15 protein-coding genes and 1 riboswitch are annotated in these 19,013 nt (G+C 37.8%); of the genes, 2 read left to right on the top strand and 13 right to left on the bottom strand.

Annotation, left to right across the window (positions count from 1 at the left end):
• Positions 1-14: 14 nt before the first annotated feature.
• Positions 15-4,538 (bottom strand): glutamate synthase large subunit, encoded by a 4,524-nt coding sequence (gene gltB, locus AMD00_RS19225; protein WP_053418643.1) that lies wholly within the window; start codon positions 4,536-4,538, stop codon positions 15-17.
• A 124-nt stretch (positions 4,539-4,662) separates the two neighbouring features.
• Between gltB and AMD00_RS19230 the strand changes: the two genes are divergently transcribed.
• The gene (locus AMD00_RS19230) at positions 4,663-5,565 is read left to right on the top strand and encodes a LysR family transcriptional regulator (RefSeq protein WP_053418644.1); all 903 of its coding nucleotides are present in this window, start codon (positions 4,663-4,665) and stop codon (positions 5,563-5,565) included.
• A 479-nt stretch (positions 5,566-6,044) separates the two neighbouring features.
• On the opposite strand, the gene AMD00_RS19235 is transcribed toward AMD00_RS19230, so the two are convergent.
• The 12 genes from AMD00_RS19235 to AMD00_RS19290 form a co-directional block, all read right to left on the bottom strand.
• Positions 6,045-6,761 (bottom strand): SGNH/GDSL hydrolase family protein, encoded by a 717-nt coding sequence (locus AMD00_RS19235; RefSeq protein ID WP_053418645.1) that lies wholly within the window; start codon positions 6,759-6,761, stop codon positions 6,045-6,047.
• Between the two features lie 298 nt (positions 6,762-7,059).
• On the bottom strand, positions 7,060-8,226 hold the full coding sequence (locus tag AMD00_RS19240) for a dicarboxylate/amino acid:cation symporter (RefSeq protein WP_053418646.1): 1,167 nt from the start codon (positions 8,224-8,226) through the stop codon (positions 7,060-7,062).
• Between the two features lie 256 nt (positions 8,227-8,482).
• Positions 8,483-9,286, bottom strand: coding sequence for a MetQ/NlpA family ABC transporter substrate-binding protein (locus tag AMD00_RS19245; RefSeq protein WP_053418647.1), 804 nt, complete (start codon positions 9,284-9,286; stop codon positions 8,483-8,485).
• Positions 9,287-9,348: 62 nt separating this feature from the next.
• A complete protein-coding gene (locus AMD00_RS19250) occupies positions 9,349-10,017 on the bottom strand; it encodes a methionine ABC transporter permease (RefSeq protein WP_053418648.1) in 669 nt (222 codons plus the stop codon).
• The gene (locus tag AMD00_RS19255) at positions 10,010-11,035 is read right to left on the bottom strand and encodes a methionine ABC transporter ATP-binding protein (protein WP_053418649.1); all 1,026 of its coding nucleotides are present in this window, start codon (positions 11,033-11,035) and stop codon (positions 10,010-10,012) included. Before AMD00_RS19255 ends, AMD00_RS19250 begins: the two co-directional genes overlap by 8 nt.
• A gap of 126 nt (positions 11,036-11,161) precedes the next feature.
• A riboswitch (SAM riboswitch) is annotated at positions 11,162-11,268 on the bottom strand.
• 56 nt (positions 11,269-11,324) lie between these two features.
• On the bottom strand, positions 11,325-11,642 hold the full coding sequence (locus AMD00_RS19260) for a thioredoxin family protein (RefSeq protein WP_407701130.1): 318 nt from the start codon (positions 11,640-11,642) through the stop codon (positions 11,325-11,327).
• Between the two features lie 2 nt (positions 11,643-11,644).
• On the bottom strand, positions 11,645-11,989 hold the full coding sequence (locus AMD00_RS19265; RefSeq protein ID WP_053418651.1) for a toprim domain-containing protein: 345 nt from the start codon (positions 11,987-11,989) through the stop codon (positions 11,645-11,647).
• 79 nt (positions 11,990-12,068) lie between these two features.
• A complete protein-coding gene (gcvH, locus tag AMD00_RS19270) occupies positions 12,069-12,449 on the bottom strand; it encodes a glycine cleavage system protein GcvH (RefSeq protein ID WP_053418652.1) in 381 nt (126 codons plus the stop codon).
• 78 nt (positions 12,450-12,527) lie between these two features.
• A complete protein-coding gene (locus AMD00_RS19275) occupies positions 12,528-12,884 on the bottom strand; it encodes an arsenate reductase family protein (protein ID WP_053418653.1) in 357 nt (118 codons plus the stop codon).
• A gap of 108 nt (positions 12,885-12,992) precedes the next feature.
• Positions 12,993-14,777 carry an acyl-CoA dehydrogenase family protein gene (locus AMD00_RS19280; protein WP_053418654.1) on the bottom strand — a complete coding sequence of 595 codons (1,785 nt, stop codon included), beginning with the start codon at positions 14,775-14,777 and terminating at the stop codon, positions 12,993-12,995.
• Between the two features lie 27 nt (positions 14,778-14,804).
• Positions 14,805-15,977, bottom strand: a complete 1,173-nt coding sequence (locus tag AMD00_RS19285; protein WP_053418655.1) for an acetyl-CoA C-acetyltransferase — start codon at positions 15,975-15,977, stop codon at positions 14,805-14,807.
• Between the two features lie 31 nt (positions 15,978-16,008).
• Entirely contained in the window at positions 16,009-18,393 is a 2,385-nt protein-coding gene (locus tag AMD00_RS19290) for a 3-hydroxyacyl-CoA dehydrogenase/enoyl-CoA hydratase family protein (RefSeq protein WP_053418656.1), read from the bottom strand.
• A gap of 258 nt (positions 18,394-18,651) precedes the next feature.
• Between AMD00_RS19290 and AMD00_RS19295 the strand changes: the two genes are divergently transcribed.
• Positions 18,652-18,978, top strand: a complete 327-nt coding sequence (locus AMD00_RS19295) for a thioredoxin family protein (RefSeq protein ID WP_038188714.1) — start codon at positions 18,652-18,654, stop codon at positions 18,976-18,978.
• Positions 18,979-19,013 lie beyond the last annotated feature (35 nt).

Raw genomic sequence — 19,013 nt, forward strand, 5'->3', positions numbered from 1 at the left:
GAACCCCTCCTCGATTATTTATTGGAAAGCACTACTTCCTTTTTTTTAGAAGTAGCTAAAAATGCTTTCATCGCTGCATCATCTGCAGATAAACCTTCAGCCTTGAAATCACTAATACGATCAATCATTTTCTTGTAGTCTGCAGGAACAACTTTTATAAATCTAGCAACAGACTGCGTCCAATCAGTTAAGATTGTTTTGGCCTTTGAACTATCTGTGTTTAAGATGTGTTCTTCAATTAATGCACGGACAAATTTAATTTCTTCCTCATTCTCTAAATCTTCAAATCCTATCATTTCCATGTTGCACTTTTCTTTGAAAGATTTTTCATCTTCTACTAAAACATATGCAATACCACCAGACATACCAGCACCAAAGTTCTTACCTACATCACCTAAAATAACAACATGGCCTCCAGTCATGTACTCACAACCATGATCTCCTATTCCTTCAACAACGATATCCGCTCCACTATTACGGACTGCAAAACGTTCTCCTGCTCGGCCATTGATAAATGCTTTACCACTCGTAGAACCGTATAAACAAACGTTTCCGGAAATGACATTTTTTTCAACATTGCCTTTTATTGGTGCAGAAACGACAACTTTACCTCCTGATAACCCTTTACCGAAGTAATCATTCGCATCGCCATTTACAGACATAGACATCCCTCTAGGAATAAACGCACCAAAACTTTGCCCAGCTGAACCTGTGAATTGAAGTGAAATTGTATCGTCACTTAATCCTCTTTCACCATAACGTTTCGAAATTTCACTTCCGATAATTGTTCCTACAACTCGGTCTGTGTTTTTAATCGGATAATGCAGCTTTATAGGACTTCCATCTATTATAGCTTCCTCAACTGCACTAAGAATTTCACGCATATCAAGAGATTCCTCGATTTTATGATCTTGCATCACTTGCTGAGTACGAGGTCCTTTAGGTTGATACAATAAAGCTGAAAGATCTAATTGGCCTGCTTTCCAATGATTCAAAGCTCTATCACTAATTTCTAAAACATCTGTGCGTCCAATCATCTCATCCATTGAACGGAAACCGAGCATAGACATATGTTCTCGTACTTCTTCAGCAACAAATTGCATGAAATTTACGACGTGATCCGCATTTCCCATGAATTTCGCTCTTAACTCAGGATTTTGAGTAGCTACCCCAACTGGGCATGTATCTAAATGACACGCTCTCATCATTACACAACCTAGGACGATTAAAGGAGCTGTTGCAAAACCATATTCTTCAGCTCCGAGTAAAGCCGCCATCACGACGTCTTTACCTGTCATCAACTTACCATCGGTTTCTAAAATGACGCGATCACGTAGACCATTTAACATCAGCGTTTGATGCGCCTCTGCAAGACCAAGCTCCCATGGTAATCCGGTATGCTTAATGCTCGTTTTTGGTGAAGCACCTGTACCACCGTCATATCCACTAACAACTATTACGTCAGCCGCACCTTTCGCAACACCAGCGGCAATGGTACCAACCCCAGCTTTTGAAACAAGTTTCACACTAATACGTGCATGACGATTAGCATTTTTCAAATCATGAATCAATTCAGCCATATCTTCAATAGAGTAAATATCATGATGCGGTGGAGGTGAGATTAACCCTACACCTGTAGTTGAACCACGAACATCAGCTACCCATGGGTATACTTTGTTGCCAGGTAACTGTCCGCCCTCACCAGGCTTTGCCCCTTGTGCCATTTTAATTTGCAATTCATCTGCATTCACTAAGTAATGGCTTTTCACACCAAAACGACCTGAAGCAATTTGTTTAATTGCACTTCTACGATTATCCCCATTAGCATCTATTTCGTAACGGCTCGGGTGTTCCCCACCTTCACCACTGTTACTTCTACCGCCCAATCTGTTCATCGCAATAGCTAATGTTTCATGTGCTTCCTGACTTAATGACCCAAATGACATGGCACCTGTTTTAAAGCGTTTTACTATTGATGCAACAGATTCTACCTCTTCTATAGGAATACGACGTTGTGCTTTTTTAAACGCAAATAAATTACGCAAGAAACCAATTCGCTCTTCATTTGCCATTTCAGCATATTGTCTATAAAGACCGATATCCCCTTTACGTGCTGCCCATTGCAATGTATGGATTGTTTTCGGATTAAAGGCATGATGCTCACCATTGCTTCTCCACTGGAAATCACTGCCCGATTGCAACACTTGCTCAGTAGAGTGAACTGCTTCAGCATGCTTTCGAAGTGCTTCTTTACCAATTGTTTCTAAATCAATACCACTTAATTGAGAAGCTGTTCCTGTGAAATATTTAGCAATAACGTCTTTACTAATACCCACCGCTTCAAAAACTTGAGCACCGCGGTAACTTTGAACAGTTGAAATGCCCATTTTAGACATAACTTTAACAACACCATCTGAAATCGCTTTTGCATATTTGGCAACAGCCTCATCATATGTTTGTGACAGATGACCATCTTTAATCGCTTGATAAATTGAAGCAAATGCTAAATACGGATTAATCGCATCTACCCCGTAGCCGATTAAAGTTGCAAAGTGATGCACTTCACGTACTTCAGCAGATTCTACAATAATGCTTACCTTTGTACGATTTCCTGTTTTCACCAAATACTGATGTAAACAGCTAGCAGCTAGTAACACTGGTATAGTCGGTGTTTCTGCATGTAAAAGACGGTCTGATAACACGAGTAGTTGAGCACCTTTAGCAATCGCTTTATCAGCATCTTTTGTCAGTCTAGCCAACCCGTTTTCTAATTCTTCTGAAAAATCAAGATGCAATAATGCACTTTTGAAATTTTCATTATCATTTACTATTAATTGCTGTAATTGACTGTTTGTAAGAACCGGAGTTTCTAAGAAAATACGACGGCTATTTTTTTCTGTTGGATGTAGCAAGTCACCTTCTGCCCCTAAAACCGTCATTGTAGACGTCACAATATGCTCACGAATCGAATCGATTGGTGGATTTGTCACTTGTGCAAAAAGCTGTTTAAAATAATTAAATAATGATTGTGGACGATCTGATAATACCGCTAGCGGTGTATCATTCCCCATTGAGCCAAGGGGGTCTTTCCCCTCAGCTACCATTGGTACGATATATTTGTGAATATCTTCATAAGTGTAACCATTGACCTTTTGACGGAACAGTAAATCCATCATGTCCTCTGGTTGATCTTCTTTCGTCTTCACAGTCACAAGGTTTTCTTCTAACCATTGTGTATATGGCTTTTCCCCTGCCATATCTGATTTTAACTCTTCATCTGAAATAATCCGTCCTTGTTCTAAATCAACAAGCAACATTTTCCCCGGGCTTAAACGTTCTTTGTATGCGATATTTTCTTCCTCTATATCAACTACACCAACTTCTGATGAGAAAATGATGTAGTCGTCCTTTGTGACATAATAGCGTGCTGGTCGTAAACCGTTACGATCCAAAATCGCACCTATTTGCTTACCATCAGTAAAGCAAATCGCTGTTGGCCCATCCCAAGGTTCCATTAAACAGCTATGGTACGCATAAAACGCTTTTTTCTCTTCTGAAATATGCGGATTCTCAGTCCAAGGTTCCGGTATCATCATCATTGCTGTATGTGCCGGCGTACGTCCTGCTAAAACGAAAAACTCAAAAGCGTTATCGAGCATTGACGAATCACTACCGCTCTGGTCAACAATCGGTAGAAGCTTTTCTAAATCATCCCCAAATGCTTCTGAGACAAATTGTTGTTCACGTGCTTTCATCCAGTTAATATTGCCACGTAATGTATTAATTTCCCCGTTGTGAATAATGTAGCGATTCGGATGTGCACGCTCCCAGCTCGGGAATGTGTTCGTGCTATAACGTGAGTGAACTAATGAAAATGCTGATGCAAACCGCTCATCTTGCAAATCCATGTAAAATTCGTCCACTTCTTGAGGTGTCAGCAATCCTTTGAAAACCATTGTTTGGCTCGAAAAACTTGCACAATAAAACTTCTTGTCATTTTTTGTTGCCCAGTGCTCAGTTTGCTTACGAACTAGATACAACTTACGCTCGAAGGCGAGGGAATCACTGACATTAGCCGCTTTAATAAACACTTGGCGTACAACTGGTGCTGTTTCCTTAGCAGTGTCACTTAAAGGGTTTATGTTGATTGGTACTGTTCTCCAGCCTATTAACTCTTGGCCTTCCTCAGCAATCAATTCATTCATCTTATTCTCTATATCTTGTCGTTCAGTAAGATCTTGAGTGAAAAATAACATCCCGACACCGTAGCGTCCTTGTTCAGGTAAAGTCCACTCAGTACAAATCGCTCTGAAAAATGCATCTGGAATTTGGACCATTAATCCGGCCCCATCACCTGTTTTGCCGTCACTACCTCGCCCTGCACGATGATCCAAACGGCACAGCATTTCTAACCCCTTCATTACGATGTCATGAGTGGCTTTACCTTTTAGATGAGCATATAAACCAATACCACAGGCATCATGCTCAAATTGTGGGGAGTATAATCCCTGTGCTGTTGGAAGTTGATGAAATGTCATGTAAATCCCTCCCTCTTCACTTAAAAAGTGACTTAAATTTATTTTAGTTTTTCAAATTGATATAAACAATATATAATTTATATATTATTAATCTATAAATTAGATGAATGGGAGATGACATACGATGGAACTACGCCAATTACGCTATTTCGTCGCGGTTGCGGAGCTTGAACATATTTCCGAAGCTGCTGAAAACTTACACGTTGCTCAATCTGCGATAAGTCGCCAAATATCTAATTTAGAAGAAGAACTCGGCACAAAGCTGTTTGAGCGGGTTGGGCGAAATGTCAAACTGACGCCAATTGGTAAAATATTTCTCGAACATAGCATTGCAGCCCTACAAGCAATCGATTTTGCAAAAAAACAAATCGACGAATACCTAGATCCAGAAAAAGGAACGATCAAAATCGGTTTTCCTACGAGCTTAGCAAGCTTCTTGTTGCCAACTGTTATTTCAGCATTTAAAAAGGAGCACCCAAATGTATCATTCCATCTGCGCCAAGGCTCTTACCGATATCTAATAAATGCAGTGAAAAACAGAGAACTAAACCTAGCGTTCCTTGGCCCACTTCCACAAAAAGACGATGCCATCAATACGACCATCTTATTTACAGAGAATATTGCAGCCTTATTACCTGCTACTCATTCTTTAGCCCAAAAGGAATCCATTCATTTATCTGATTTGCGGAATGAAGATTTTGTTCTTTTCCCCGAAGGTTATATTCTCAATAAAGTAGCCGTTGAAGCTTGTAAATCTGTTGGTTTCACACCAAAAATAACTTCAGAGGGTGAAGATATGGATGCTTTAAAAGGTTTAGTTGCTGCAGGAATCGGCATAAGCTTGTTACCTGAAAGTGCCTTTTATGACTCTACGCCTAGACGTACTGTAAAGTTACCACTAGTTTCACCAGAGTTTACAAGAACGGTCGGTATTATTTCTCCTACTAATCGTGATTTAGCTCCTTCTGAACAAGTTTTCTTAAGCTTTGTAAATAATTTCTTCTCTTTGTTGACTCAATTTAAATAATACAAAGGATTATGATTTACATATTCAGAACACTTTTAAAAGCGTTCTTTTTTGCTTCTTCCTAACTTGGTAGTTAGAACTACCAATTGCTCATTAATAATATTTTTTATATACAAAAACGGCAGTAAAATCACTGCCGTTCATACTATATTCAAACTCGAAGAATCCGTAAGACCGTTGATTTCCGCTGCGTGCGGACGCTTTCCGCGGGCGGGGCCGAGCCGCTTCCTTCGCTACTCTCAGTCCAGGGTCTCGACTATCCGCTTTTCCCGCTGGAGTCGCCGCTCTCCGCTCCAATCAACTGAATATGTAACTATTACAGTCTACTATAAACAATATTTTTGAGATGATGGAAGATGATGAAGAATCAAATACACAAAGTGCACAGAAAACGCTATTAAGCTGATCGTCATGTTCAAGTGGCGAGCTTTTTTAAATTCATAGCAGTAAAGTAAACATCGTTTGCATGGACAATTTCTTTAGACCTCATAAGGTTCTCCATCGCGTACCTCTTTTTCGTCAATTATAAATTGATCTATCAAAAATGAATAAGCGTCCGCTACAATTTGAGCACCTTTACTATTTAAATGAATCCCTTCCAAAGTAAAATGAAGTCCTCGTTTTTCTGATAATGCATCAATTCTAGACAGTTTTTTATATAGTAGAACATCCTTCATAACTCTCATCACTTTCGTACTGATGTAATCCGAACTATCGACTTTATCAAGGTACCCCTCAAATACAGATCGCAAATTAAGACAACTGACATTTTCATGTTCACTACTAATGGATTCAATTAGGACAGATAATTCCTTAATCTCTTTATTAGAAGTACTTGTAACATTTTCACCTACTAATGCTGGAGTAACAACAATTACTTTATTAGCAGATGCTAAAACGAACTCTAAAACTTTTCTATAATATTCTTCGATCTCCTCGTGATCTTTTGCCACTGGCTGTGCTTGAACGCTCAACAATTTTGAATAAACATCATTTACTCCAATCCAAAGAAAGGAAAGATCATAATCAGTATCTAATGTAGTTTTAGTTAGACGAGTAAACAAACTTTTAGTCGATTCTCCTGGTTTGCCAAGATTAACAAATGTAATATCCGGATATTTACTTTTTAAAATGTTAAAGAATGATACTCCGGGACGCCCTTCAGTTAAACTATCTCCGATTAATCCGATTTCCATTTTATTCCTCCTTAATATTTATTGAAATAAAACAAATTGCTATTGCTTATAAAAAAAAGGTGGCTCCAGTGTACTCGATTCTTGAGTGCAGTAATCTTCCATATACCAAGTAAATTAAATCTCTTTTCTAAATTTGTACGTTCATTGTAATTTAGTTATACTTATATCCCCTAAAAATCAATTCATTTTTCAGCAGTTTCCACAACATTGTCACTTTCCCACCCAAGCGCATAAAAACAGTGCATTTCAAATATGAAATGCACTGTTTTCCCGATCAATATAGAATGCTAAATTAACATTATGAAATTTCTTTTTTACTGAAGCGGTCAACGATCATTGAAAGTGCACCGTCACCTGTTACGTTTGTAGCTGTACCAAAACTATCTTGCGCGAGATAAAGAGCTATCATTAACGCCACCATAGTTTCATCAAAACCTAACATTGATTGAAGAATTCCTGTCGCAGCCATTACTGCACCACCCGGTACACCTGGTGCTGCAACCATTACAATACCTAACATGAAAATGAAAGGTATCATTTCAGTTAATGAATACGCATGATTATTCAACATCATTACAGCAATTGAACATGTTGTTAATGTAATTGTACTACCTGATAAGTGAATTGTTGCAAATAGTGGGACAGTGAAACCTGTTACTCTCTCAGAAGCACCTGCCTTACGTGCTTGTTTTAATGTAATCGGAATCGTCGCAGCTGATGATTGTGTACCAAGAGCTGTGAAGTATGCCGGTGCCATCGTCTTCAATAAGTAGAACGGGTTTTTCTTATTAATAGCGCCTGCCACTACATATTGTATTATCAAGATACATAAATGCATTAAAATAATTAATAAAAATACTAATGCAAAAACTGATAGAATTTTTGCCACTTGACCAGCAAAAGTCATATTTAAGAAAATACCGAAAATATGAATAGGTAATAAAGGAATAATAACTTTCGAAATTACTTTATCAATAATCAAATTAAACTCATCAAAGAACTTTTTCATAAATTCACTATTGATAGATGCCATTCCAATCCCTAGGATGAAGGCTAATAATAGAGCCGTCATAACGTCCATCAATGGCGGCATATCGATTACTACGAATGATTTCGCTAAAAATTTCTCTGGGTTAGCAAATTGCTCACTACCCGAAGTTGAAATTAAATTAGGTAAAACATTTGAAGCAACAAAGAATGCAAAGAATCCAGCAATTAATGTAGAAAAATAAGCAAAGAAAGTAGCTAACCCTAACAGTTTTCCAGACCCTTTACCTAATTGTGCAATTCCCGGCGCAATAAATGCGACGATTAATAACGGTACGATGAAATTTAAGAAATTCCCGAATATACCATTGAAGGTTGCGAATATACGAACGCCATCTTTCGGCATAATAGTCCCTAGTAAAGCCGCCAATATAATCGCGACAATAATTCGTGGGAGTAAACCAAACTTGATTTTCATAAAATGTCCTCCTGATAAATACATATGTCTTTTCTAAAAGTATATGCACACTCTATCACACCCACTTATTAAAGTGAATAGCATATTAATAATCCGGAATATTAAGTATTTTCTGATTATTTTAATTAGATTGTGTTAATCAAGTCATTCTAAGGCTTACAATATTTACGTAGCATAATTACCTAAAAATTGTTACTTAACTTATAAATATATAAAAACACCCAAGCTTATTAAGCTTGGGTGTTTCATTTGTTTCTTATTCAGATACAGGAACAATATCCCCGTTCCATTCTTTTAATATATAGTCTTGGATTTCTTTTGAATGAAGCACTTTAACTAATTTTTTAATCTTTTCGTTATTCTCATCTTCTTTACGAACAACAATCACATTAACGTAATCTGATTCTTTATCTTCTAATGCAATTGCATCTTTTCCTGGGCTTATACCTGCATCAATAGCGAAGTTAGAGTTGATTAATACTGCGTCACCTTCATCGTTTTTATACATTTGTACAAGCATTTCAGGAGCAGTGTTTGCATCGAATTTTAAGTTTTTTGGGTTCTTAGTGATATCCTTAATTTCAGCTGCAGTTTTATCAACGCCTTCTTTTAACGTGATAAGTCCTTTTGCTTCAAGTAGAGATAACATACGACCATGGTCTGAAACTGAGTTACTCAGAAGAATTGTTGCGCCTTCTGGAAGATCTTCGAGTTTTTTATATTTTTTAGAATAGATACCGATTGGCTCGACGTGCACTCCACCAACATTTACAAAATCATATCCATTTTGCTTATTTTGAAGTTCCAAGTAAGGGACGTGTTGGAAAAAGTTGGCGTCTAAATCCTTATTCGCCAGATCTTTGTTCGGTAAAACAAAATCTTGATACCTTTCGATTTTCAGCTTGATACCTTCTTTTTCAAGTAATGGCTCTGCTTTTTCTAAAATTTCAGCATGCGGAGTATTAGCTGCACCGATTACTAATTTCTCTTCGGATTTACCACAAGCTGCTAAGCTTAGGGCTAATACTCCCGTAAGGATTCCTGCTACAAGTTTCTTCATGTTCTTAACGCTCCTTTTTACTGTTTAGTTATATGTGAATGGTTATACCGTATAAGCTCAAATTATCTTTTATCAATCTTCGCCGTAATAAGGTCGCCGACGAATTGAATAACAAATACTACTACTAAAATAAGGATTGTTGCAACAAAAGTTACATCACTTTGACTTCTTTGGAAACCGTCTAAAAACGCTAATGTCCCTAGTCCGCCTGCCCCAATAACACCTGCCATTGCTGTGTAACCAACAAGTGCGATAGCTGTTACAGTAATACCCGAAACTAATGCGGGTAATGATTCTGGGATTAACACTTTACCGATAATCGTAGAAGTTTTTGCACCCATTGAACGTGCCGCTTCGATGACACCTTTATCAATTTCTTTTAACGCAATTAAAACCATACGGGCGTAGAATGGTGCTGCTCCAATAATTAATGCTGGTAATGCGGCATTGGGACCTCGAATTGAGCCTAATAATAGTTTCGTAAATGGTATTAATAGAATCACTAAAATAATGAATGGAATCGAACGGAAAATATTCACGATCGAACCTGTTAACCAACTTACTAATTTATTTGCCCATAATTGCTGAGGGCTTGTCAAAAACAGTAATATACCTAAAGCTAAACCAATGACAAATGTGAAAACTGTAGCAACACCTGTCATATACAGTGTTTCAAATGTTGCTTCCCACATTCTGTCCCATTGTACATTCGGGAAGAGATCATTAAGCATTTTCGATCACCTCCGTTTTTACTCCATGTTCGTTCATATATGCGACTGCTTTTTGTACATTATCATTGTTGCCATCTAACTGAATAATCAGCGTGCCATATGGTCCACTTTTCGTTTGCGAAATATTACCATGGACAATATTCACGTCTAAATTAAGTTCACGACTTAAATGTGAAATAACTGGCTGGCCAGTTGAAGAGCCTACAAACATTAATTTTACAAGTGTTCCTGATGGGTAGTTTTCAATAATTTGTTCAATTGATTCTTTACGTTCATTCGTATCAGTAATTTGAGAAACAAATCGTTTTGTAACGTCTGCTTGTGGTGATTGGAATACTTCTAGGACATCACCATTTTCAACAACTTGTCCAGCTTCCATTACCGCCACGCGATGACAAATTTTACGAATGACATGCATCTCATGTGTGATAAGTACGATTGTTAAGCCTAATTTTTCATTGATATCGACTAGTAAATCTAATATTGAATCCGTAGTTTCAGGATCAAGTGCTGAAGTAGCTTCATCACAAAGCAGTACTTCTGGGTTATTTGCCAGTGCTCTAGCAATACCTACACGTTGCTTTTGACCACCTGATAATTGAGAAGGATATGCCTTTTCTCTGCCTTTTAAACCTACCAATTCAATAAGTTCTAATACCTTTTTCTGACGTTCCGCCTTAGATAAACCTGCAATTTCTAATGGAAATGCAATATTTTCTTCAACAGTACGTGACCAAAGTAAATTGAAATGTTGGAAGATCATACTGATTTTTTGACGTGCATTACGTAATGCACTTCCTTTAATCGACGAAACTTCCTGACCATTCACAACTACTTTACCGGTTGTCGGTTGCTCCAAACCATTTAATAAACGAATGAGCGTACTCTTACCCGCTCCGCTGTATCCAATAATGCCGAATATTTCTCCGTTTTCAACAGATAAATTCACATTTTTGACAGCGGTTAACTCTCCGTTAGCAGTTTTATATTTTTTCATTACATTTTCTAACTGAATCACTGTCATACCACCTTTATTTTAAAACTAAAAAGTATGCACTTTATACTGGCATCTCTTAGAAACTAAAAAAACCCTTCTGCAGATTAACAGAAGGGTTCAACGCAAAGCTATATACGTAAAACCGTTCTCTCATCTTCCAAAGTAAATACTTTGTGTGATTTGGCACCGTGCCATATAAATATGACGGTTGCCGGGCTTCATTGGGCACTTCCCTCCACCTCTCTAAATAAGAGTAACGACTATATTTAATTAGTTATGTTTGCTACTTTATCACGCTATTGCTTCAACGTCAATCGTTTTGACGTAATTTTTCAAACAAAAAAGGTACTGATTGAAAGGCATAGATTTTATCATGAACTTTCCCATTTTTCGAAATAATCAAGCATGGAACACTTTCTACTTCATAATCAAACGCTACATCTTGTATATAATTCAAGTTCGCTTTACCAATAGGAATATCGCTAACGACATGCTCTACTACTTCCATCATTTTCGACGCAACTGCACATGTACCACATAATGGTGTATACAAATAAAAAGCCGAAAGCGAGGAGGTTTTCATAGTTTCTTCCCATTGTTCACGTGACCATTCTTCCATCTTCTTCATTCCTATACTATTAGATATTCTTTATGAACTGTAAAATTTGCCGCCAATAATATTCTAGCTAAATGTCTTCTAGGAGTAGCTTCTACTTGTTTATAAGTAGAGGAGGTGTGTAGATGACGAGCATTTGGAAACTCTCTTTTAAAAAGAGCACGGAGCTTATCACCCGATGAGTCAGCATCAAAAAATGCATACATTTCGCAGTCATCATATGGTGCCAAAATCTCTTCTAATCGGCTTGCACTAACTGTTCCATTCGTACATATTATCGGAATGTTCTCTGCTAATATTGGCGCAATTCGCAACTTATCTTGGCGCCCTTCTACGATAATCAGTTTGTTAAAAGTCATATATACCCTCCTAACAAATACTTTTTGCCGTTCACCAAGTTTAAAAAAACGCCGAGCAAATGCACGGCGTTTTTAGATCTTATTCTTCGATAATTGCTTCGTATTGTTCTGCAGTTAATAATGCATCAACTTGAGCGTTATCTGCTGGTTCAACTACAACCATCCATGCTTTATCGTATGGAGATTCGTTAACGAACTCTGGGCTATCTTCAAGCTCTTCGTTAATTTCAACAACTTTACCAGAAATCGGTGCGTAAAGTTCAGATACTGTTTTTACAGATTCAACACTGCCGAATGGCTCGTCTGCTACTAATTCGTCGCCAACTTGTGGGAGTTCAACGAAAACGATATCGCCTAGTTCAGATTGTGCGAAATGTGTAATACCGATACGTACTTTTCCGTCTTCAGTTTTTACCCATTCATGTTCTTCAGAATAGCGTAAGTCTTTTGGTGTGCTCATGAATACCCCTCCAAATATGTAATTATCTTCACTTTAAGTTTGACATATTTCCATTGTAAAAACAAGCATATGTCTGTGTTATTTCCATGTCTGTTCAAAGTCTGATTCTTTAAATCCTAACGTCACTTTTTTACCGTCTGTAACGATTGGACGCTTGATTAACATACCATCCGAAGCAAGCAATTCTAATTGCTCATCTTCCGACATATCAGCCAGTCGATCTTTCAATTGTAGCTCTCTATACTTCATCCCTGAAGTATTAAAAAACTTCTTCAATGGTAAACCACTAGCATCTAGATACTGTTTTAATTCCTCTTTAGAAGGTGTTTCTTCAACGATGTGCTTATCGGTATAGTTTACCTCATTTTCGTCTAACCATGCTTTTGCTTTACGACAAGTTGTACATTTTGGATATTGAATGAATAAAATAGACATATACATGCTCCTTTTTCCAAACTATTTAATTCTATTGTAGTGGGAGTATAGTATACAAGCAAGAAATCCGAACACAAAAGATGTGTTCGGATTCTCAACTAGCTTATTTTAGACAACAAATTTCTCAGCAGCAATTAGTTTAACTGATGCTTCACGTTTCTTCGCAATGACATTATAAGGATTGTTACGAGTAAGTTTGCGAAGCGCAGATAACATCATACGAGCATTGTCTCCATCTACAGCTGTGATGATTGTTTCTTTTGCTTCTTTTTCGATTTCTTCAAATGCTTCTTGGCAGAAGATTTGAGTATATAGTAATTTTTGACTTGCTTTATCTAAGCCATCTCGAGCAATAGCTTTTTCTGTACGTAATACAGTAGATTCCATTGCAAATAATTGGTTAGCGATATTCGCAATGTTCACTAGTAATTCTTGTTCGACATCTAATTTTGGGCCATATTTTTGTGCTGCAAGACCAGCTGCTAATAGAGCGATTTTTTTCGAATTTTTCACAAGATACTTTTCTTGTGCTAATGGCTCATCACTAATTTCTTCAGGCATTAGCATTAATAGCTCTTGTTGTAGGCTCTGCGCTTGTTGCAATAAAGGTAACTCACCTTTCATTGCTTTTTTCAAAAATGTGCCAGGTATAATGAAACGGTTAATTTCGTTTGTTCCTTCGAAAATTCGGTTAATACGTGAGTCACGGTAAATGCGCTCTACTTCATACTCTTGCATGAAACCATATCCACCATGTAATTGCACTGCTTCGTCTGCGATATAGTCAAGTGTTTCAGTACCAAAAACTTTATTGATAGAACATTCAATAGCATATTCTGCAATTGATGCTGCAATCGCTTTACCGTCTTTTTGTTCTTCTTCACTTAATTGGCCCATACGATCTTCAAAGTATCCTACTGTACGGTAGATTAAACTTTCAGTAGCATATAACTTTGAAGCCATTGTTGATAGTTTTTCTTTCGTTAAATTGAAAGATGAAATAGGTGTATTAAATTGTTGACGTTGGTTTGTATACGAAATCGCTAATTCAAGAGCACGCTTTGATCCACCAATTGAGCCAACACCTAATTTGTAACGACCAATGTTCAAAATGTTAAATGCAATAATGTGACCGCGCCCTACTTCACCAAGTAGGTTTTCAACTGGTACTTTTACATCTTCTAAAATTAGTGTGCGAGTTGAAGAAGATTTAATCCCCATTTTCTTTTCTTCAGCTCCGACAGAAACACCTGGATAGTTGCGTTCTACTATGAATGCTGAGAATTTATCGCCATCAATTTTTGCATATACGACGAATACATCAGCAAAACCAGCGTTTGTAATCCATTGTTTTTCACCGTTTAATACATAATGTGTGCCTTCTACATTTAATTTGGCTACTGTTTTAGCACCTAATGCATCCGACCCAGAACCTGGCTCTGTTAATGCATAAGCTGCAATTAGCTCTCCAGATGCAAGCTTAGGTAAGTACTGTTGTTTTTGCTCTTCATTACCAAATAATACGATAGGTAATGAACCAATTCCAACATGTGCACCGTGTGTAATAGAGAATCCGCCAGCTACTGACATCTTCTCAGCAATTATTGCTGATGTTACTTTGTCTAAGCCTAGCCCTTCATATTCTTCAGGTACATCTGCAGCCAAAAGACCAAGTTCACCAGCTTTTTTCAATAATCGTACAGAATGATCAAACTCATGATTTTCTAAGTTTTCAACGACTGGTAATACTTCATTTTGCACATAGTCCTCAGTCGTTTTCGCAATCATTTTATGCTCTTCAGTGAAATCTTCTGGCGTAAATACACGATCAAGTTCTACATCTTCAGTTAAAAAGCTACCGCCTCTAATGATATTCGCTAATTTCTCTGTCATAATAATCGCTCCCCTTTTGTGTGTTATTTATAGAATTTCAAATACGCCAGCAGCTCCCATACCGCCACCGATACACATTGTTACTACACCGTACTTTTTACCTTGACGTTTTAATTCATGAATTAATTTCAGTGTTAGGATGGAACCTGTAGCACCAAGCGGATGCCCTAATGCAATTGCACCACCATTAACATTAACTTTTTCAAGGTCGATACCCAGTTCACGCACCACTTGGATTGACTGTGAAGCAAAGGCTTCGTTAATTTCCCATAGGTCAATATCTTCGATAGATAGGCCAGCAATTTTCAGCGCCTTCGGTACAGCAACTGTTGGGCCAATCCCCATAATCTCAGGAGGCACTCCGCCTACTGCAAAGGATAAAAATTTCGCCATCGGCTTTAATCCTTGTGCTTCAGCCTCTTCACGGTCCATAACAAGTACTGCTGCTGCACCATCTGAAGTTTGTGAAGCATTTCCTGCTGTTACACTTCCAGTTACTGAAAACGCTGGGCGTAATTTTGCAAGTGTTTCTTGAGATGTACCAACACGTACACCTTCATCCATCTCAAAAGTGAATTTTCTCTCTTGCAAATTATTCCCCGCATCTACGTATCGTTGCACGACTTCCACTGGCACGATTTCATCGACGAATTTACCTTCTTGAATTGCTTTAGCGGCTAATTCATGTGAACGAACAGAAAAGGCATCTTGATCCTCACGACTAACATCATATTTCTTAGCTACTTCTTCCGCTGTATGCCCCATACTCATATAATATTGTGGGGCAGTTTCCGCTAAAGTCGCATTAGGTCTAATCACATTGCCCATCATTGGTACTAGACTCATAGATTCAATACCGCCTGCAATAATAGCCTTTGAATGTCCAAGCATAATACGTTCTGCAGCATAAGCGATTGATTGTAAACCTGATGAACAGAATCGATTAACTGTTACAGCTGGTGTTGTATCAGGTAGCCCCGCAAGAGCTCCTATATTACGCGCAATATTCATCCCTTGTTCGGCTTCTGGCATAGCGCAGCCAAGAATTAAATCATCTATGTCCCCTTCATAACCTGCTCTTTGTAATGTCTCTTTCACAACTAATGCTCCAAGATCATCAGGACGAATAGTTGCTAAAGATCCTTTTTTTGCTTTTCCAATAGGTGTTCTTGCACCTGCTACAATAACAGCTTCACGCATAGTAGATTCCCCCTTAATCACTTCTCTAAAACTAGTTACGAAGTGGTTTTCCTTTCACTAACATATGTTGCATTCTAGCTTGTGATTTTGGCTCTGCAACAAGACTTAAGAATGCTTCACGCTCTAAATCTAGTAAGTATTGTTCATCCACTAATGTGCCGTATGGAACTTTGCCACCCGCTAAAACATAGGCAAGCTTTTTCGCTATTTTCAAATCATGCTCACTAATGAAGCCTGATTGATACATTCCTTGTGCTCCTAACAATAACGTTGCATAACCAGTTTCACCTACAACCGGCACCTTAGTTCTAATTGGCGCTGTATAACCACCTTCATATAATGCCAATGCTGCTTGTTTGGCGTCATATAGTTGGTGATCAGAGTTAACGCTAATACCATCTGCAAAGTTTAAGAAGTTATTTTCTCTAGCTTCCTCAGCAGATGTTGAAACTTTCGCCATTGCGATAGATTCAAATACTTTGTTTGCGATATTTTGATAATCGACTTGTACTCCATTTGGTAATCCTTTTAAATGCTTTAAGTACAATTCTTTATTACCGCCACCGCCAGGAATTAGACCTACGCCTACTTCCACTAGACCCATATACGTTTCCATTGTTGCTTGAATATGAGCTGCTGGTAAACAAACTTCTGAACCGCCACCAAGCGTCATCGCAAATGGTGCTGCTACTACTGGTTTTGAACTGTACTTAATTTTCGTCATCGCATTTTGGAAACCACGTATCGTAAAGTCTAATTCGAAAATGTTGTCATCTTGGGCTTCCATAAGAATCATTCCTAAGTTGGCACCAACGCAGAAGTTCTTCCCTTGGTTACCAATAACAAGCCCTTTGTAATTTGCTTCTACCTCATCAATGGCATAATTAATCATTTGTATAACATCTAAACCGATAGCATTTGCTTGTGAATGGAATTCCAGTAACGCAATGCCATCCCCCATATCTATTAAACTAGCTCCTGAATTCGATTTAATAACACCGTGTTTTTTCTTATAGCGCTTTAAATCGATTGCTTTTTCATTAACCGGTACTAGCTTGTAATCTTCACCGTCGAAGTAAGCTAATCCATCCTCTAGTTCTTTATAAAAAGTTTCATAGCCTTTAGCTAGTAAACCTTCTACGAAGCTAGGAATCTCTTTACCTTCAGCAGTCATCTTCTCAACTGATTTCTTTACACCTATTGCATCCCAAATTTCAAATGGTCCTTGTGTCCAGCCGAAGCCCCATTTCATGGCGTTATCGATTGCGACAACATCATCGGCAATTTCACCATGTAACTGTGCTGAGTAAAGTAAAGTTGGTGCTAGTACATTCCACAATAATTCTCCTGTACGGTCATCAGCATATGTTAACAACTTCACTTTTGTTGCTAATCCTTTTTGTTGCTTTGCCATTTCAATTGAAGGAGTGCGGAGTTTTTTTACTGGTTCATATTCAAATGTATCTGTATTTAACTCTAATATCTCTTTTCCCTTTTTAATGAAGAACCCCTGACCTGACTTCGCTCCAAGCCAGCCATTATCAACCATCTTCTGAACATAAGCCGGTACTTCGAATACTCGTTGTTCTTCGCCAGTTGTTTGATCATATACGTTTTTTGCGACGTGAACGAAAGTATCTAAGCCGACAACATCTAATGTACGAAGAGTTGCTGACTTTGGACGACCAATTAAAGGTCCTGTAACAGAATCTACTTCACCAACGGAATAACCACGCTCTTGCATCTCACGTAAAGTAACAAGCAAGCCATATGTACCAATCCGATTAGCGATGAAATTTGGTGTATCTTTTGCAAGAACGACACCTTTTCCTAGTTTGTCTTCTCCAAATTCCTTCATAAATGCCACAACATCAGGACAAGTATTCTTTGCCGGAATTACTTCAAGCAGTTTCAAATAGCGTGGTGGATTGAAGAAATGAGTGCCTAGGAAATGCTTTTGGAAGTCTTCTGAAAGGCCTTCAGCCATTGCATCAATACTAATGCCTGATGTATTTGAACTAATAATTGTGCCTGGTTGACTAACTGTATCTATTTTTTCATATAGACTCTTTTTAATAGCTAAGTTTTCAACGACAACTTCTATAATCCAATCTACTTCTTTTAGTTTTTCAAGATCATCCTCGAAGTTCCCTACTGATAATAATGCTAAGTTTTTCTTTGCAGTTAATGGTGCTGGTTTTTGTTTTAAAAGCTTTTGTAATGCAGTTTCTGCAAATCGATTACGTACGACCGGACTATCTAAAGTAAGCCCCTTCGCTTCTTCCTCTTTAGTCAATTCCTTTGGTACGATATCAAGCAAAATTGTTGGAATACCGATGTTTGCTAAATGGGCTGCGATCCCCGAACCCATTACCCCCGAACCTAATACTGCTGCTTTCTTTATTTGATAAGCCATGAGCAAATCCTCCCTTTTCCCCTTTTTGAATGAATGCTCATTCATTTTAAGAATAAAAAAAATAAAACTTCCTTATCTGCTTCTTAGTTTAGACTATTTTCTGTTTTTTCGCAATAATCAAATCCACATAATTTACAAAAATATGGATTAAATTTTGTTTTTAATCCCTTAAAAATACTATCATCACTTTTTTTAAAACAAGTTGCTTTCAGGGTCAACAAAAAACGTGTACACTGTTTTAATAGGAGGGATATACTTATGAAACCAATTACAACTATTGAACAATTTACTGAAACTACTTCAACAGCAAAACCTGTTATCGTAAAATTCCACGCTGGCTGGTGCCCTGATTGCACACGCATGGACATGTTCATCGACCCTATTATCGAAGAATACAATCAATATGATTGGTATGAATTGAACCGCGATGAGCTTCCAGAACTTGCTGAAAAGTATGATGTTATGGGTATTCCTAGCTTACTGATCTTCAAAGAAGGCGAAAAGTTGGCGCATCTTCACAGTGCAAATGCGAAATCACCAGCTCAAGTAACTGAATTCTTAGAAGCACAAAAGGCAAATGCGTAACATTTTTAACGGATAGACTGTAGACAACTCGAAGA

This window comes from Viridibacillus arvi (assembly GCF_001274945.1).
GTDB lineage: Bacteria > Bacillota > Bacilli > Bacillales_A > Planococcaceae > Viridibacillus > Viridibacillus arvi.

Bases quoted from the DNA above. Each gene is read 5' to 3' on its own strand.
- gltB (WP_053418643.1), bottom strand. From the start codon at position 4,538: ATGACATTTCATCAACTTCCAACAGCACAGGGATTATACTCCCCACAA.
- AMD00_RS19290 (WP_053418656.1), bottom strand. From the start codon at position 18,393: ATGGCTTATCAAATAAAGAAAGCAGCAGTATTAGGTTCGGGGGTAATG.
- AMD00_RS19295 (WP_038188714.1), top strand. From the start codon at position 18,652: ATGAAACCAATTACAACTATTGAACAATTTACTGAAACTACTTCAACA.
- gcvH (WP_053418652.1), bottom strand. From the start codon at position 12,449: ATGAGCACACCAAAAGACTTACGCTATTCTGAAGAACATGAATGGGTA.
- AMD00_RS19240 (WP_053418646.1), bottom strand. From the start codon at position 8,226: ATGAAAATCAAGTTTGGTTTACTCCCACGAATTATTGTCGCGATTATA.
- AMD00_RS19235 (WP_053418645.1), bottom strand. From the start codon at position 6,761: ATGGAAATCGGATTAATCGGAGATAGTTTAACTGAAGGGCGTCCCGGA.
- AMD00_RS19230 (WP_053418644.1), top strand. From the start codon at position 4,663: ATGGAACTACGCCAATTACGCTATTTCGTCGCGGTTGCGGAGCTTGAA.
- AMD00_RS19275 (WP_053418653.1), bottom strand. From the start codon at position 12,884: ATGTCTATTTTATTCATTCAATATCCAAAATGTACAACTTGTCGTAAA.
- AMD00_RS19260 (WP_407701130.1), bottom strand. From the start codon at position 11,642: ATGAAGAAGATGGAAGAATGGTCACGTGAACAATGGGAAGAAACTATG.
- AMD00_RS19245 (WP_053418647.1), bottom strand. From the start codon at position 9,286: ATGAAGAAACTTGTAGCAGGAATCCTTACGGGAGTATTAGCCCTAAGC.
- AMD00_RS19280 (WP_053418654.1), bottom strand. From the start codon at position 14,777: ATGACAGAGAAATTAGCGAATATCATTAGAGGCGGTAGCTTTTTAACT.
- AMD00_RS19265 (WP_053418651.1), bottom strand. From the start codon at position 11,989: ATGACTTTTAACAAACTGATTATCGTAGAAGGGCGCCAAGATAAGTTG.
- AMD00_RS19285 (WP_053418655.1), bottom strand. From the start codon at position 15,977: ATGCGTGAAGCTGTTATTGTAGCAGGTGCAAGAACACCTATTGGAAAA.
- AMD00_RS19250 (WP_053418648.1), bottom strand. From the start codon at position 10,017: ATGCTTAATGATCTCTTCCCGAATGTACAATGGGACAGAATGTGGGAA.